The sequence below is a fragment of the Stenotrophomonas maltophilia group sp. vghtpe118 genome (genome assembly GCF_052605195.1).
In genome coordinates, this window is record NZ_CP199672.1 from 3,964,755 (window position 1) to 3,980,825 (window position 16,071).

General features: G+C 67.5%; 12 protein-coding genes. 7 read left to right on the forward strand and 5 right to left on the reverse strand.

Annotated elements, in window-relative coordinates:
* Window positions 1-92 precede the first annotated feature (92 nt).
* The 7 genes from murJ (at window position 93) to ACUDTM_RS18215 (ending at window position 9,820) form a co-directional block, all read left to right on the forward strand.
* On the forward strand, window positions 93-1,697 hold the full coding sequence (gene murJ / locus ACUDTM_RS18185) for a murein biosynthesis integral membrane protein MurJ (protein WP_151354802.1): 1,605 nt from the start codon (window positions 93-95) through the stop codon (window positions 1,695-1,697).
* Between the two features lie 75 nt (window positions 1,698-1,772).
* On the forward strand, window positions 1,773-2,720 hold the full coding sequence (locus tag ACUDTM_RS18190; protein ID WP_069139084.1) for a bifunctional riboflavin kinase/FAD synthetase: 948 nt from the start codon (window positions 1,773-1,775) through the stop codon (window positions 2,718-2,720).
* Window positions 2,717-5,548, forward strand: coding sequence for an isoleucine--tRNA ligase (gene ileS / locus ACUDTM_RS18195; RefSeq protein ID WP_445391439.1), 2,832 nt, complete (start codon window positions 2,717-2,719; stop codon window positions 5,546-5,548). The genes ACUDTM_RS18190 and ileS overlap by 4 nt, the downstream gene beginning before the upstream one ends.
* A complete protein-coding gene (lspA, locus tag ACUDTM_RS18200) occupies window positions 5,548-6,072 on the forward strand; it encodes a signal peptidase II (protein ID WP_005408564.1) in 525 nt (174 codons plus the stop codon). The genes ileS and lspA overlap by 1 nt, the downstream gene beginning before the upstream one ends.
* Window positions 6,073-6,099: 27 nt before the next feature.
* Window positions 6,100-7,050 carry a 4-hydroxy-3-methylbut-2-enyl diphosphate reductase gene (gene ispH, locus ACUDTM_RS18205; RefSeq protein ID WP_111201649.1) on the forward strand — a complete coding sequence of 317 codons (951 nt, stop codon included), beginning with the start codon at window positions 6,100-6,102 and terminating at the stop codon, window positions 7,048-7,050.
* Between the two features lie 200 nt (window positions 7,051-7,250).
* Window positions 7,251-9,134 (forward strand): M61 family metallopeptidase, encoded by a 1,884-nt coding sequence (locus ACUDTM_RS18210; RefSeq protein ID WP_445391440.1) that lies wholly within the window; start codon window positions 7,251-7,253, stop codon window positions 9,132-9,134.
* The gene (locus tag ACUDTM_RS18215) at window positions 9,131-9,820 is read left to right on the forward strand and encodes a lysoplasmalogenase (protein ID WP_227836626.1); all 690 of its coding nucleotides are present in this window, start codon (window positions 9,131-9,133) and stop codon (window positions 9,818-9,820) included. Before ACUDTM_RS18210 ends, ACUDTM_RS18215 begins: the two co-directional genes overlap by 4 nt.
* 59 nt (window positions 9,821-9,879) lie before the next feature.
* Here ACUDTM_RS18215 and ACUDTM_RS18220 read toward each other — a convergent pair whose 3' ends face one another.
* Genes ACUDTM_RS18220 through ACUDTM_RS18240 form a run of 5 tightly spaced genes read right to left on the reverse strand, consistent with a single transcriptional unit; the run spans window position 9,880 to window position 15,887 of the window.
* Complete coding sequence (locus ACUDTM_RS18220; RefSeq protein WP_206621291.1) at window positions 9,880-10,587, reverse strand: hypothetical protein; 708 nt, start codon at window positions 10,585-10,587, stop codon at window positions 9,880-9,882.
* The gene (locus ACUDTM_RS18225; RefSeq protein ID WP_154350400.1) at window positions 10,584-11,540 is read right to left on the reverse strand and encodes a hypothetical protein; all 957 of its coding nucleotides are present in this window, start codon (window positions 11,538-11,540) and stop codon (window positions 10,584-10,586) included. The genes ACUDTM_RS18220 and ACUDTM_RS18225 overlap by 4 nt, the downstream gene beginning before the upstream one ends.
* Before the next feature lie 44 nt (window positions 11,541-11,584).
* Window positions 11,585-14,383 (reverse strand): TonB-dependent receptor plug domain-containing protein, encoded by a 2,799-nt coding sequence (locus ACUDTM_RS18230; protein WP_445391441.1) that lies wholly within the window; start codon window positions 14,381-14,383, stop codon window positions 11,585-11,587.
* An 11-nt stretch (window positions 14,384-14,394) separates the two neighbouring features.
* Complete coding sequence (locus ACUDTM_RS18235) at window positions 14,395-15,363, reverse strand: FecR family protein (RefSeq protein WP_072166911.1); 969 nt, start codon at window positions 15,361-15,363, stop codon at window positions 14,395-14,397.
* Window positions 15,360-15,887 carry an RNA polymerase sigma factor gene (locus tag ACUDTM_RS18240; protein ID WP_088496450.1) on the reverse strand — a complete coding sequence of 176 codons (528 nt, stop codon included), beginning with the start codon at window positions 15,885-15,887 and terminating at the stop codon, window positions 15,360-15,362. The genes ACUDTM_RS18235 and ACUDTM_RS18240 overlap by 4 nt, the downstream gene beginning before the upstream one ends.
* Between the last annotated feature and the right edge of the window lie 184 nt (window positions 15,888-16,071).

Sequence of the window (16,071 nt, forward strand, 5' to 3'; positions counted from 1 at the left end):
TGTTATGGGAACAGCAAGCTAGCTAGTATGATGGCGTAAGAAATGCACGTCAAGTCGATTGTCAAGAGGGACGCTGAGTGAGTTCACCCAAGTTGTTGCGGGGCCTGCTGTCGTTCAGCAGCATGACCATGGTCTCGCGCGTTCTCGGACTTGTCCGGGACTTCGTGGTGACCACCACGTTCGGCACCAACGCCATCACTGATGCTTTCTGGGTCGCCTTCAGGGTACCCAATTTCCTGCGCCGGTTGTTCGCCGAAGGGTCTTTCGCCACCGCTTTCGTGCCGGTGTTCACGGAAGTGAAGGAAACCCGCAGCCACGCCGAGCTGCGCGAACTGATGTCCCGCACCGCCGGCACCCTGGGCGGGGTGCTGATGCTGGTCACCGCACTGGCGCTGATCTTCGCGCCGCAGCTGGCCTCGGTCTTCTCCAGTGGCGTTGATACCGACCCGGTCAAGCAGGGCCTGCTGGTCGACCTGTTCCGCCTGACCTTCCCGTTCCTGCTGTTCGTCTCGCTGACCGCACTGGCCGGTGGTGCGCTGAACAGCTTCCAGCGCTTTGCCATGCCGGCGCTGACCCCGGTCATTCTCAACCTGTGCATGATCACCGGCGCGCTGTGGCTGGCACCGCGGCTGGGCGGCACGCCGGAAAAGCAGATCCTGGCGCTGGGCTGGGCGGTGCTGGCCGCTGGCATCCTGCAGTTGCTGTTCCAGCTGCCCTCGCTGAAGGGCATCAACCTGCTGACCCTGCCGCGCTGGGGCTGGCGCCACCCGGGCGTGCGCAAGGTCATGACGCTGATGGTGCCGACCCTGTTTGGTTCCTCGGTGGCGCAGATCAACCTGCTGCTGGATACGGTGATCGCGGCCAAGCTGACCGACGGCTCGCAGTCCTGGCTGTCGCTGGCCGACCGCTTCCTGGAGCTGCCGCTGGGCGTGTTCGGCGTGGCCCTGGGCACGGTGATCCTGCCGGCGCTGGCCCGCCACCATGTCAGCACCGACCGCGAGGGCTTCTCGCGTTCGCTGGACTGGGGCCTGCGCATGACCCTGCTGATCTCGGTGCCGGCCATGCTGGGCCTGCTGCTGCTGGCCGAGCCGCTGATCGCGACCATCTTCCAGCACGGCCAGTTCAGCGCCTTCGACACCCGCATGACCGCGCTGTCGGTGTACGGCCTGAGCTTCGGCCTGCCGGCATTCGCCCTGCTGAAGGTGGTGCTGCCGGCCTTCTACGCCCGCCAGGACACCAAGACCCCGGTGCGCGCCGGGGTGGCGGCGCTGGTGGCCAACATGGTGTTCAACTTCGCCCTGCTGGCCGTGCTGTACCAGGTGATGGTGCCCGACGCGCTGAAGGTGCAGGGCGTGATGGCGGCGATCGGCAAGCAGCCGGGCCTGCACCTGGCACTGGGCATCGCCAGCGCGCTCTCCAGTTACCTGAACCTGGGCCTGCTCTGGTACTGGCTGGGCAAGACCGATGTCTACCAGCGCCGGCCAGGCTGGGGCGGCTATCTGCTGCGCCTGGTGCTGGCCTGCGCGGCCATGGTTGGCGTGCTGTTGGCCCTGCTGCACTGGCTGCCGGGTTTCTCCGCGATGCGTGTGTGGGAGCGGATCGGTGCCCTGGCGTTGCTGGTCGGCGGCGGCGGCGCGACCTACGCGGTGGCCATGCTGGCGATGGGCTTCCGCCCGCGCGACCTGCGCGGGCATTGATCGCAGCCCGTGGCGGCTATACTTCAGCGTTACACCATTGAAGCGGCGGCCCCGGTCGGGCCGGAACGAGAGTTGATGAGCAGGCTGTTCAGAAGCGTCGAGGGCGGGGAGCTGTTCCCCAACGGAAGCGTGGTCTGTATCGGTGCATTCGACGGCCTCCACCTGGGCCATCGTGCGCTGGTCCGCCACGCGGTCGCCCGCGCGCGCGCCTTGGGCGTGGCCGCAGTGGCCGTGGCATTCGAACCGCTGCCGCGTGAGTTCTTCGCGCAAGGCACGCCGCCGCCGCGGCTGACCCTGGCGCGCAGCAAGGTCGAGATCCTGCGCGAGCTCGGCGTCGATGCGATCGGCCTGCTGCGTTTCGATGCCGCGATGGCGGCGATGCCGGCCGAGACCTTCGTGCGCCAGTTGCTGGTGCACCGGCTGGGCGCCCGCGAAGTCTGGATCGGGCCGGAGTTCTGCTTCGGCAACCGCCGCCGCGGTGATCTGGCGCTGCTGCAGGAGATGGGCGCCGAATTGGGCTTCAGCGCCGGCGAGATTGAAGCGGTGGACCTGCATGGCGAGCGCATCTCCAGCACCCGCATCCGCCAGCTGCTGCAGGGGGGCGATTTCGCCCGCGCCAACGATCTGCTCGGTCGCCCGTATGCGATCAGCGGGCGCGTGGTGCGCGGTCGCCAGCTTGGCCGTACGCTGGGCTTCCCCACCGCCAACCTGCGCTTCCCGAAGACCCCGGCACTGTCGGGCATCTACGCAACCTGGGTGCACGGCGTGTTCGACCAGCCGTGGCCGTCGGTGTCCAGCTTCGGCACCCGGCCGACAGTGGACGGCGTGGAGCCGCTGCTGGAGGCCCACCTGTTCGATTTCCAGGGCGACCTGTACGGGCGCCACATCGACGTGGAGTTTGTCGCCAAGCTGCGCGACGAAGAGAAATTCAATGATCTGGCGGCACTGACCGACCAGATGCACCGCGACGCCGAACAGGCGCGCGCCCTCCTTTCCGAACATAGATTGCGAGCCACTGCGTGAGCCAGGACTACAAGACCACCCTGAACCTGCCAGCCACCGAATTCCCGATGCGCGGCGACCTGCCCAAGCGCGAGCCGGGCATTCTGGCGCGGTGGGAAGCGCAGGGGCTCTACCAGCAGCTGCGTGACAACGCCGCCGGCCGCCCGCTGTTCGTGCTGCATGACGGCCCGCCGTACGCCAACGGCCGCATCCACCTGGGGCACGCGGTCAACAAGATCCTGAAGGACATCATCGTCAAGTCGCGCTACCTGGCCGGCTTCGATGCGCCCTATGTGCCGGGCTGGGACTGCCATGGCCTGCCGATCGAGATCGCGGTCGAAAAGAAGTGGGGCAAGGTCGGCACCAAGCTCGACGCCGTCGAATTCCGCCAGAAGTGCCGCGAGTTCGCCGAAGAGCAGATCAACATCCAGCGCGTGGACTTCAAGCGCCTGGGCGTGACCGGTGACTGGGACAACCCGTACAAGACCCTGAGCTTCGACTTCGAAGCCAACGAGATCCGTGCGCTGTCCAAGGTCGTGGCCAACGGTCATCTGGTGCGCGGCGCCAAGCCGGTGTACTGGTGCTTCGACTGCGGTTCGGCGCTGGCCGAGGCCGAGATCGAGTACCAGGAAAAGGAATCGCCGGCGATCGACGTGGCCTACGCCGCGCGTGACGCGCAGGCCATCGGCCAAGCGTTCGGCGTGGGCGTGCCGGCCGACGTCGAAGTGGCTGTACCGATCTGGACCACCACGCCGTGGACGCTGCCGGCCTCGCTGGCGGTGTCGCTGGGTGCGGAAATCAACTACGTGCTGGCCGAGGGCCCGGCCCACAACGGCAAGCGCCGTTGGCTGGTGCTGGCCGCGGCCCTGGCCGAGCGCGCGCTGCAGCGCTACGGCGTCGAGAGCGTGGTGCTGCACGGTGAAACCACCGGTGCGGCACTGGAGAACCAGCTGCTGGCGCATCCGTTCTATCCGCAGCGCGACATCCCGCTGCTCAACGGCGACCACGTCTCCGACGAGGACGGTACCGGTGCGGTGCACACCGCCCCCGGTCACGGCCAGGAAGACTTCGTGGTCAGCCAGAAGTACGGCCTGCTGGACAAGTACAACGCCGGGCAGGTGACCCCGATCGACGGCCGTGGCGTGTATCTGGAATCGACCCCGCCGGCCGGTGAGGTGGTGCTGGCCGGCCAGCATCTGTGGAAGGCGCAGGAGGCCATCGTCGGCGTGCTGCGCGACAGCGGCGCGCTGCTGGCCTTCCACCCGATCCGCCACAGCTACCCGCATTGCTGGCGCCACAAGACGCCAGTGGTGTTCCGCGCCACCCCGCAGTGGTTCATTTCGATGGACAAGGCCAACCTGCGTAGCGATGCGCTGGCTGCGATCGACACTGTCGGCTGGTTCCCGACCTGGGGCAAGGCGCGCATCCAGAGCATGGTCGACGGTCGCCCGGACTGGACCATCTCGCGCCAGCGCACCTGGGGCGTACCGATCGCACTGTTCACCCATCGCCAGACCGGCGAGATCCACCCGCGCTCGGTGGAGCTGATGCAGCAGGTTGCCGACCGCGTCGAAGCCGAGGGCATCGATGTGTGGTACTGGCTGGACGCCGCCGAGCTGCTCGGCGCCGAAGCGGCCGACTACGAGAAGGTCACCGACATCCTCGACGTCTGGTTCGATTCGGGCGTGACCCATGAAGGCGTGCTCGCCGCGCGTGGCTTCGGCAAGCCGGCCGACCTGTACCTGGAAGGCTCCGACCAGCACCGCGGCTGGTTCCAGTCCTCGCTGCTGACCGGCGTGGCGATCGACAAGCGCGCGCCGTACAAGCAGTGCCTCACCCACGGCTTCACCGTGGACGAGCACGGCCGCAAGATGTCCAAGTCGCTGGGCAACGGCATCGAGCCGCAGGACATCATGAACAAGCTGGGCGCGGACATCCTGCGCCTGTGGATCGCCTCGGCCGACTACAGCAACGAGATGTCGCTGTCGCAGGAAATCCTGAAGCGCAATGCTGACGCCTACCGCCGCCTGCGCAACACCGCACGCTTCCTGCTCGGCAACCTGGACGGTTTCGATCCGGCCCGGCACCTGCAACCGCTCGAGCAGATGGTCGCGCTGGACCGCTGGATCGTGCATCGCGCCTGGGAGCTGCAGGAGAAGATCAAGGCGGCTTACGACGGCTACAACATGGCCGAGATCGTGCAGCTGCTGCTGAACTTCTGCAGCGTGGACCTGGGCTCGCTGTACCTGGACGTGACCAAGGACCGCCTGTACACCATGCCGACCGATTCACACGGTCGCCGTTCGGCGCAGAGCGCGATGTACCACATCGCTGAAGCGTTCACCCGCTGGGTGGCGCCGATCCTGACCTTCACCGCCGACGAGCTGTGGGGTTACCTGCCGGGCGAACATGCCGGCCATGTGCTGTTCACCACCTGGTACGACGGCCTGGCGCCGCTGCCGGCGGAAGCCCAGCTCAACGCCGCCGACTTCGACCAGCTGCTGGCCGTGCGCGAGCAGGTGGCCAAGGTGCTCGAGCCGATGCGCGCCAACGGTGCGATCGGTGCTGCACTGGAGGCGGAGATCACCATCGCTGCCAGCGAAGAGCAGGCCGCGCGCTGGCAGCCGCTGGCCGATGAACTGCGTTTCCTGTTCATCAGTGGCGACGTGCAGGTGCGCCCGGCGACCACCGACGAGGTGTTCGTCAGCGCCCAGCCGACCACCAAGGCCAAGTGCGTGCGCTGCTGGCACCACCGCGCCGACGTCGGCAGCAACGCCGACCATCCGGAACTGTGCGGCCGCTGCGTGAGCAACGTGACCGGCGCCGGCGAAGTGCGGAGCTGGTTCTGATGGCCGCGCCCCGTCCACATCCGAACGCCCTGGTCTGGCTGCTGCTGTCGGCGGCCATCATCGGCCTGGACCAGTGGTCCAAGGCCTGGGTGCTGTCGAGCCTGCCGGAGTTCCAGCCAGTGGTGGTCATCGACGGCTTCTGGAACTGGTACCGCACCTACAACACCGGCGCGGCATTCAGTTTCCTGAGCGACGCCGGTGGTTGGCAGAAGTACTTCTTCACAGCGCTGGCGATCGCCATCAGCGGGCTGATGGCCTGGTGGCTGCGCGGTACCGCCCGCGGCAACTGGAAGGCTGCGGTGCCGTATGCACTGATCATCGGCGGCGCCATCGGCAACGTGATCGACCGCCAGGTGCACGGCCACGTGGTCGATTTCATCCAGTGGTACGTGGGCAGCTACACCTGGCCCTCGTTCAACATCGCCGATTCGGCCATCGTGGTGGGTGCCATCGGCATCGCCCTGTTTGGCCTGTTCGACGGCAAGTCCGCCAAAAAGGCGGATAATGCCAATCCGAAACCGTAAGCCGGCCGCTGCCGGGAGATTGAACTGATGGATGTGCTGCTCGCCAACCCGCGTGGTTTCTGTGCCGGTGTCGATCGTGCGATCGAGATCGTCAAGCGCGCGATCGAAACGCTGGGCGCGCCCATCTACGTCCGCCATGAAGTGGTGCACAACCGCTTCGTGGTCGACGACCTGAAGCAGCGCGGCGCGATCTTCGTCGAGGAGCTCGATGAAGTGCCGGACAACAACACGGTGATCTTCAGCGCGCATGGCGTGTCCCAGGCCGTGCGCCAGGAGGCCGAGCGTCGTGGCCTGAAGGTGTTCGATGCGACCTGCCCGCTGGTGACCAAGGTTCACTTCGAAGTCGCCCGCCACTGCCGTGCCGGCCGTGACGTGGTGCTGATCGGCCATGCCGGTCACCCGGAAGTGGAAGGCACCATGGGCCAGTGGAACCGCGAAGCCGGTACCGGCCAGATCTACCTGGTCGAGGATGTCGAGCAGGTCGCCACGCTGCAGATCAACCAACCGGACAACTTCGCCTACACCACCCAGACGACGCTGTCGGTGGACGATACGCGCGGCATCATCGATGCGCTGCGCGAGCGTTTCCCGGCGATGCAGGGCCCGAAGAACGACGACATCTGCTACGCCACGCAGAACCGCCAGGACGCCGTACGCGATCTGGCCAAGCGCTGCGACCTGGTGCTGGTGGTCGGTTCGCCGAACAGCTCCAACTCCAACCGCTTGAGCGAGCTGGCCCGCCGTGAAGGCGTGGAGTCGTACCTGATCGACGGTGCACACGAGATCGACCCGGCGTGGGTGGTGGGCAAGCAGCACATCGGCGTGACCGCCGGCGCCTCGGCGCCGCAGGTACTGGTCGATGGCGTGCTGGCACGCCTGGCCGAGCTGGGTGCCACCGGCGTGGGCGAGCTGGACGGCGAGCCGGAATCGATGGTGTTCGCGCTGCCGAAGGAACTGCGGCTGCGGTTGGTCGACTGACCGGGAAGCGCGTCATCCACGCATGGCGTGGATCTACCGAAACCGCTCTGGTGGGTGCGAACCAGCACAAGGTGGGTGCGAACCTTGGTTCGCACGCCTTTGGCATGCACTGATGGGCGCACCGCCCATGACCTTTGGCCATGGGGCAGGGCACCGCACAGGCCTAGCATCGGAGGATTCTCCGCTGCTGGAAGTTGCCGATGAAGACTCGTGCCCTGGTGATGTCCGTGCTGTTCGCGCTGGCCGCCACGCCCGCGCTGGCGCAGGCCTCGCCCTCGGGTGATGCCGCAGCCCCAGGACTGCTGCGCATCGATGTGGATGCGCGCGATCTGGCCCGGCGCATCTTCAAGGTGACCGCCACCGTACCGGTCAAACCCGGTCCGATGACCCTGCTGTACCCGCAGTGGATTCCCGGCAACCATTCGCCCACCGGCCCGATCGACAAGCTGGCCGGCCTGCGCGTGACCGCCAACGGCAAGCCGTTGGCCTGGCAGCGCGACCAGTACAACGTCTATGCGTTCAAGGTGGACGTGCCCGAGGGCGTCAGCGAGATCGTCGCCCACTTCGATTTCCTGTCCTCGCAGGGGGGCAGCCAGGGGCGGGTGGTGATGACCCCGGAGATGCTCAACCTGCAGTGGAATGCCAACTCGCTGTATCCGGCCGGCGTCGATGCACGCGACCTGCAGGCGCAGGCCAGCGTGACCCTGCCCAAGGGCTGGTCGTTCGCCACTGCGCTGGAGACCGCACGCCGCGACGGCGATACCGTGGTGTTCAAGCCGATCTCCTATGACGACCTGGTCGATTCGCCGCTGTTTGCCGGCGAGCATTACCAGCGCATCGATCTCGATCCGGGTGCAAAGGTGCCGGTGCACCTCAATGTGTTTGCCGACGAGGCCAAGTCGCTGAAGCCGAGCGAGGCACAGATCACCCTGCACCGCGCGCTGGTGCAGCAGGCCGACAAGCTCTACGGTGCGCGTCACTACAACCACTATGAATTCCTGCTGGCGTTGACCGACCGTCTTGGTGGCATCGGCCTGGAGCATCACCGTTCCAGCGAGAACAGCGCCGACCCGGGTTACTTCACCGAGTGGGACGACAACGCCTGGATGCGCGATCTGCTGCCGCACGAGTACACCCATTCCTGGAACGGCAAGTACCGCCGTGGCGCTGACCTGGCCACCGCCAACTTCAACACGCCGATGGGCGACAGCCTGCTGTGGGTGTACGAAGGCCAGACCCAGTTCTGGGGGCAGGTGCTGGCGGCACGCTCGGGGCTGTGGTCGGTCGCGCAGGCACGCGACATGCTGGCCAATGTGGCCGCGACCTATGATCGCGGCCGCCCGGGCCTGGCCTGGCGGCCGTTGCAGGACACCACCAACGACCCGACCATCGCCCAGCGCCGGACGTTGCCGTACCGCAACTACCAGATGAGCGAAGACTATTACTCCGGTGGCCAGATGCTGTGGCTGGAAGTGGAGGGCAAGCTGCGCGCGCTGAGCGGCAACCGTCGCAGCCTGGATGACTTCGCGCGTGCGTTCTTCGGCGTCGGCAACGGCGACTGGGACGTCAACCCGTACACCTTCGACGACGTGGTGGCGACCTTGAACGGCATCGCGCCCTACGACTGGGCGACGTTCCTGCGCGGGCGCCTGGACGGCCACGGTTCGTTGACCGGGGGGCTGGAACTGGCGGGCTGGAAGCTGGTCTACCGCGATACCCCGAACGACGCCTACAAGGCACAGGAGAAACGCGCCAAGGCGGCGTTGCTGGCGTACTCGCTGGGCGCGACCGTGCTCGACAGCGGCACGGTCGGTGACGTGATCTGGGACAGCGCGGCCTTCAACGCCGGTCTTGCACCCGGCATGAAGGTGATCGCGGTCGGCGGGCGCGAGTACAGCAGCCAGCGCTTGAAGGATGCGGTGGCGACAGCGGCCAAGGACAAGGCGCCGATCGTGCTGCTGGTGAAGCAGTTCGACCGCATCGAGACGATGAACATCGACTACCACGGTGGCCTGCAGTATCCGGTGCTGGAGCGCATTGCCGGCAAGCCTGATCGCCTTGCGGAGCTGTGGAAGGCGCGATGACAGCGCGCGTGCGCGACGTCGGGATCCTTCTGATGGCGGTCCTCGCCATCATCGGCGCGTTCCTGCACGGTGACGGGCGCTGGCTGCATTGGCTGGCGAAGCCGGCGACCACGCTGCTGATCGCTGCCATCGCGTGGCGGGTGCGTGATCCTGCGCAGCCGTCCTACCGGCGCGCGGTGCTGGCCGGCATGCTGCTGTCGTGCATGGGTGACATCGCGCTGATGCTGCCGATGGACGCATTCGTACCGGGGCTGGTAGCGTTCCTGCTGGCGCACCTCTGCTACATCGTGGCCTTCCGTGAGGGCCTGCGTGCCGGGCGTGGCCTGCTCGCCGCCAGCGTCCTGCTCGGCGCGTTCGCTGTACTCAATGTGCTTGGGCTGTGGCCGCACCTGCCTGCACCGATGCGTATGCCGGTGCTGGCGTACGTGATGGTGCTGGCCTCGATGGCGGTGTTGGCCTTGGCACGGCAATGGCGCCGGCCACAGCCCGCTGCCGTGGAAGCCAGCAGTGCACGCTGGGCTGCCGTCGGTGCGCTGCTGTTCGTCGCCAGCGATTCGCTGCTGGCCTGGGACCGCTTCGCCGGCGGCCTGCCACTGGCCAGCCTGCTGGTGCTGTCCACCTACTACGGCGCACAGTACGCCATCGCCCGCTCGGTGAAACAGCAAAAAGGGGACGGAGGGGATTAAGTCGCAGACGGCACCAAGGCGTAAACGACTTAATCCCCTCCGTCCCCTTTTTGCGTTGACTATCGTCGGTTCGCGTTGCCGGAACGGCCCTGTGCGTCGAACGAGAGTCGTGCGGACTGGCGATCGCCGGCGACCTCGTCCGGCAGCCACACCAGCCTGCCACCCTTGCGCACGATCACATAGACGTGGCCGACGTCACCCGGCGTGGCCATCAGCGCGTTGCGCTGCGCCTGCAGCGCCTGGGCGACGCGTGGCACCGCCTCGAAATCGATGTTGGCCAGCGCCGTGCTGCTGCGGCGCAGGGTGATGGTGGGCGCGAAGCGCTGCGGATCGACCGGGTCGCCCTTGCGCCACTGGCCGTGCTCGAAGTGGTAGCTGTCCACGTGCGTAGGTTGCTGCGGATCGACCAGGTCCAGATTGATGCGGCCATCATCGTAGAAGTGGATGCTGTGGAACACCATCAACCGGTGCCCGGCCAGGGCTGGCATCTGTTCCAGTGCCTGGCGGGCGGCCAGCAGGTAGTCCGCATCGAACAAGCGGTTGCTGCGTTCGGGCATCGGCATCGACCGCGGTTCGGGAATCGGTGCGAGCGAAGCAGGCCTCTCGCGCGGTGGGGGCCTGGTGATCGGCGTGGTTGCGCGGTCATCCTGCACCGAATGGCCCATCGTTTCGGCAAGGGTCTGCAGTGCCCCGCCGGCAACGGCGACGCCGGCCAGCAACAGCAGCACCATCGAAAATACCAGTCGCGTCGAGGGGGGCTGCTTCATACACCCTCCAGGCGAACGTTGCCGCGATCTTCCGGGTCGTACAGCAGCGTGACCTGCTCGCGTGGAAGGTTGGCCAGCTCGATCAACGGGATGAAGCGGCGCACGCTCACCTGCTGTATGCCACCTTCGCGGTCGGTGTACTCCAGCTGGAACTCCACCTGCGGCTGCTCGTTGAGGTAGGTGCCGGTCTGGCGCAGCTTCAGCACCTTCGCATCCACGCCGATGCCGCGGTACTTCAGCGCGTCGCCGCGCGCATCAGCCTGCAGCAGGCGCCCCAGGACGCGCAGGCCCAGGGCGTAGCCGCACAACACCAGCGGGCACACCAGCAGTGGGTGGCCGAAGGACAGGAACGTCCAGCCCAGGCCCTCGCTCTGCAGCCGATAGGCGAGCACGTAGGCGCTGGCAACCACGACGATGCCGATGACCGCGCCGGCGCCGCGGCGCCAGAGGCTGGCGACATCCAGTTCGGGCTGGGCACCGTCCAGCACCACATTGGGGAACGCACCCGGCATCCGGCTCAGGCGAACCTCGATGCGCTGGCCGGCCACGAAACGCTGCAGCTGCGGTTTGCTGTCCACCACCAGCATCTGCTCGTTGATCGGCGTGCCGGACAGGTTCTGGAAGCCCAGTTGCAGCTTCCACTGCGCGAAGCCGCGCACGTGCACGCCGGTCTGCTCGGCCTGTTCGATCAACGCCTCACGTGGCTCACCGTCGGCCAGGATGGTGCGCACCCGATGCAGCGCGCGCGGTGGGCCCAGCAGCAGGTAGTGCAGGAAGGCGAGCAGCAACGCGAGCCACAGGGCCAGCGACAGCGCGAGCAGCAGCAGGGCCAGCCATGGCGCGCTGCGGTCGGCCAGTGGCACCGGCCACGACGTGCCGAAGTAGAGGATGCAGGGGAAGGGCAACGCGAAGAACAGCAGGAACGCGCCCCAGAACCAGAGATAGGCCTTCATGGGGTGGTGGGGACCGATGGAACAGGGCGCGTAGGGTACTACGCTCAGCGGATCTGCAGGGTCAGCAGGAAGTAGCGGCCGAGTGGATCGTCCAGCCCCGGCATCTGGCCGCCATTGCCGACCAGGTAGTTCACCGGTTGCGTGTCGAGCACGTTGTGCACGTCCAGCGCGGCGACCACGCGCGGCCCCAGCCGCCTTGCCAGATGCAGGTTCCAGCGCAGCTGCCGCGGATTCATGCAATGGTTCTGCTCGCGCTGTTCTTCCGGGCACTCCGCACCGGGCAGCCAGGCACGCGTGCGTCCCACCTGGTTGCCGCGCAGGGCGATGTCCCAGTTGCTGTTCTGCCACTGCACATTGAGCACGGCGGCCATTGCTGGCGTGACATGGCCACGCAGGTCCACCGTCGCTTCGTGGCCACGCTCGCGGCGCAGTTCCTGCTGTTTCAATGCATCGACGGAGAACAGCCACTGGCCGGTGCTGCCGGTGTCGATGTGGTACTCCCCGCGCAGAACAAGGTTGCGCGACGTGGTGCGGCCGATGTTGTCGAAGGACAGGCGCAGGTTGTACAGGCGTCCATCCTCGTCCAGCTCCCAGGTGCTGCGGTTCCACACCGCATCGGCCGGTTGCAGGGCCAGGATTTCATTGCGCAGTTCGACGATGTTGTGGGTCAGCGACAGTGAAAACGCATCGGTCGGTGTCCAGGTCGCACCCAGGGAATGACTGCGCGACCGCTCCGCTTTCAGCGCATCGTTCTCCACCACGTCCACGGTTACGCTGCAGCGTCCGTTGCCGTTGCTCTGCGCGCAGTCGGGCAGTGCACTGGAGGCGGGTAGTTCGTTCGCGCTGAAATAGCCCGGCGGCCGCCGTTGCTCGAACAGGCTGGGGGCCCGGTAGCCGCGCCCGGTGGCAAGCAGGAATGACCACTGCGGTGTCGGGCTCCAGCGTACGCCCACGCGGGGCGAGAAAGCCTGGTAACCGCCATCGCGGTCCCAGCGTGCTGCCAGGTCCATACGCAGCGTGCGCGCCAATGGCAGGCCGAGTTCGGCGTAGGCACCGCCACTGCGGCGTGACAGGTGGCGTTGTTCCTGTGGCAGGCCCAGCGCCAGGTCGCCCTGGCTCAGCAGCGCGTCGGGATGCGACGTCCAGCGTTCCTGGCGCAGGTCGATGCCGGTGGCCACTTGTGCAGCACCGCCGGCCAATGGCATCAACTCGCGCTGCATGCCCCACCAGCCCTGCCACTGCTCGGTGCGCCCGCGGTTGCGGATCGACGGGAACAACTGCGCGGCGGTCTCTGCCGGCAATGAGGTGAAGCCGGGCAGGAAATCCAGCGTCTCGGCCGCGCGCAGCAGTGGTTGGGCGCGCACGGTGCCGGACGTCGTCAGAGTGACATCGCTGCGCTGTGCGCTGATGCCGGCATCCCAGCTGCGGCGGCCCTGGTCGTGGCCGATGCCGAAGGTGACGTCGGCATCGGTGGCACGTACATGCGGACGCACGTTGCCGGCTTCGCGCAGCACGCTGTTGAAGGTGAACCCATAAAGTCCGATGGCTACGGCGGTCGGGCCGAGGTCGAAGCGCTGCCGGTTGTGGCTGGCCCGCGCCTCGGCGTAGGCATAGCGACCCTCGCCGCGCTCATGCCGATAGCGCAGGTAGGCCGAGGCGGTGTCCGAGGCCGGTTGCAGCGAACGCGGGCGTGCGCTGTCGAACCAGCAGGCACCATCGCGCCGTTTCAATGGCCCTTCGCAGCGCGTTGCCGGCCAGTAGCGTCCATCGCGGAACGCGCCGATCAGGTACTGCGAGGTTTCCGCATGCCATTCGCGGCGATCGCCGGCCACGTGGCCGATGCGATGCAGGTCGATGCCAGCGAACCAGCGGTCCCCTCCGTCGCGCACGCCACCGGTGGCCGCCTGCAGGCGATACTGGCCGGCGTCGCCGCGCCCGCTCAGGCCGGTCTGCAGCATGGCTTCAGGGCCATCGGCCTGGTCACGCAGGATGATGTTGACCACGCCGGACATCGCGTCGGCACCATAGATGGCCGACGCACCGCCACGCACCAGTTCGATGCGCTCGACGAAGCTGAGCGGGATGCCCCCCAGGTCGGTGAGTCCGCCCTGTTCCAGCGACACCATCGGATAGCGTGGCAGGCGCCGGCCATTGACCAGGAACAAGGTCGCACGCGGTCCCATGCCGTCCAGGCTGGTGGTGGTGGCCGCACCCACCGGCAGGTACTGCGAATCGCCACTGCGCGAGGTGCTCATTGCCGGGTGGCCGTTCATGCCCGGCAAGTGCCGCAGCAGGTCGAACAGGCTGCCGTAACCGCTGCGCAGGATGTCATCGCGGTCGATGATGGTCACCGGCAGCGTGGTCTGCACGGAGGTGCGCGGCAGCCGGCTGCCGGTGACATGGATCGGCGCCAGCTCGACCTGCGGTGGCGTCTCGGGCACCCTGCCCGGCGACGGTGCCGCGGGCATCGCACGCGTCGCGACCGGCGGGGGCGATGGCGGTGCTGGCCGGGTGCGGCGGACGACGAATCCGCCGGCAGGCGTGCGCAGGATGGTCACCGGCATGCCGGCGACCAGTTCCTTCAGGGCCGCGGCCGCATCGCGTTGGCCATGGGTGCCGGCCGTACGCAGGCCATCCAGTTCACGCGCATCGAACAGCAGGGCGATGCCACTCTGGCGCGCCCATTGCTGCAGGGCAGGTGCGAGCGGGCCTGAACCCACATCGACCTCCAGGGTGCCGGCCTGTTCGGCTGCATCGGCAGAGGGCAGCGCGGCAAAGCTCAGCGCGAAGCAGAACAGGGTGCGGAGCAGCCCCTCCCGCAGCGCGCCCGGTACTGCCTTCACTGCAGGCCTCCTCAGTACGTGCGGCGCAGTTCCAGCGCGCCATCCGGTCGCGTCTGGCCAGCCACCGACCAGCCCAGTTCCAGCGCCGACAGCAGTTCCTGCGCATCGCCGGCACGGAAGGTGCCACTCACGGCCAGGCTGGCGATCTCGGGATCGGCGATCACCAGCGGCGTGCGACCGTAGCGGTTCATGCGCTCGACCACGATCGACAGCGGCGTGGCATCGAACACCAGCTGCCCTTGCAGCCAGCCTTCGGCAGCGGCATTGGACGACAGCGCCGGGCCGGGCTGGAAGCGGCCCGAGGGCAGCACCTGCAGCTGCTGGCCGGGTGCCAGGGTGTGCTGGGCCCCGCCATTGCTGACTTCCACCGCACCTTCCAGTAGCGCGACTTCGACCAGGCCGTCGTTCAGGCGCTCCACCTGGAAGGTGGTGCCGATGTCGCGGATGGTGCTGTCGCCGGCGCGCAGCTGCAGCGCCTTGCTCGACGGTGCGACCTGCAGCTGCAGGCGGCCCCGTTCCAGCACCAGGTTGCGATGGCGCCAACCGAATCGGGCGTGCAGCGTGGTGCCCGCATCCAGCGTGGCCACGCTGCCATCGGCCAGCGTCTGCTGCCGGGGCTGGTGGGAATCGTTGGCATAGCGCAGCGCTGTGGGGTTGCCGTCGATGGCGACCATCCAGCCGATCCCGATGGCCAGGCAGACGCCTGCGGCGGCGGCCACTGCCGGCAGCCAGCGACGCTGCGCCGGCCGTGCCGCACGTGCTGCGGCGGTGCGCAGCCACGGGTCGGCGGCCAGTTCTTCGCCCCGCTGGAACAGGGTCTCGGCCTGGATCCAGGCGCTGACATGGGCCGGGTCCTCGGCCAGCCAGTCCTCGAACGCCTCGCGCTCGCCCGCCGTGCAGTCCGGAGCCTCCAGCCGCGCCACCCAGGCGCTGGCGCGTTCAAACAGCAGGGTGTCTTCCCTGGGTCTGGCGTGACTCATCCGTTGTCCCTGTCGTTGTGCAGCGGATCCGATCCGAGTTCCTGGCGCAGGCCCTGCAGGGCGCGGGCGATATGTTTTTCCACGGTCTTGGCGGTGATTCCACAGTGCCGCGCGATCTGCGTATAGCTCATGCCGGTGATCCGGTTGAGCAGGTACACCTCGCGCGCGCGCTCGGGCAGCTTGAACAGGGCCTGCCGCAGCAGGGACAGCATCTGCCCGGACTCGGCCTGGCGCAATGGATCGGGCGACGTGCTGGAGGGCTCGTCGCCGCCATCGTGTTCGGCGAGGGACAGGTGTGGCCGCGACTGCGACGAGCGGCCGCGGTCTGCCAGGCGGTTGCGGGCGATACGATACAGCAGCAACCGCAGCTCGTCGGCACTGTGCGCGCGATAGCGGATCAGCCGCTCCATGCAGTCCTGCGCGATGTCCTCGGCATCCTCCGGCCCAACGCCGCGCGTGCGCAGGAAAGCGCACAACGGTGCGCGCTCTTCCCGTACGAACGCAATGAACGCGTCCGCCGGCACGGACAGGTCCGGCGCGCGATGGATCAGAGGAGAGGGGGCGGACAGGGCTGGCCTCGGGCGTCGGTGGCGGGTGCGTCTTCGAGTTTTACGCGACGATGACCGGATGGGGAAGAGTGTGCATGGCCCCTGATTCCATTGTGAATGCATTCATGTTTCGGGGGCTGGTGCGCTGGGGGAGTTTGCG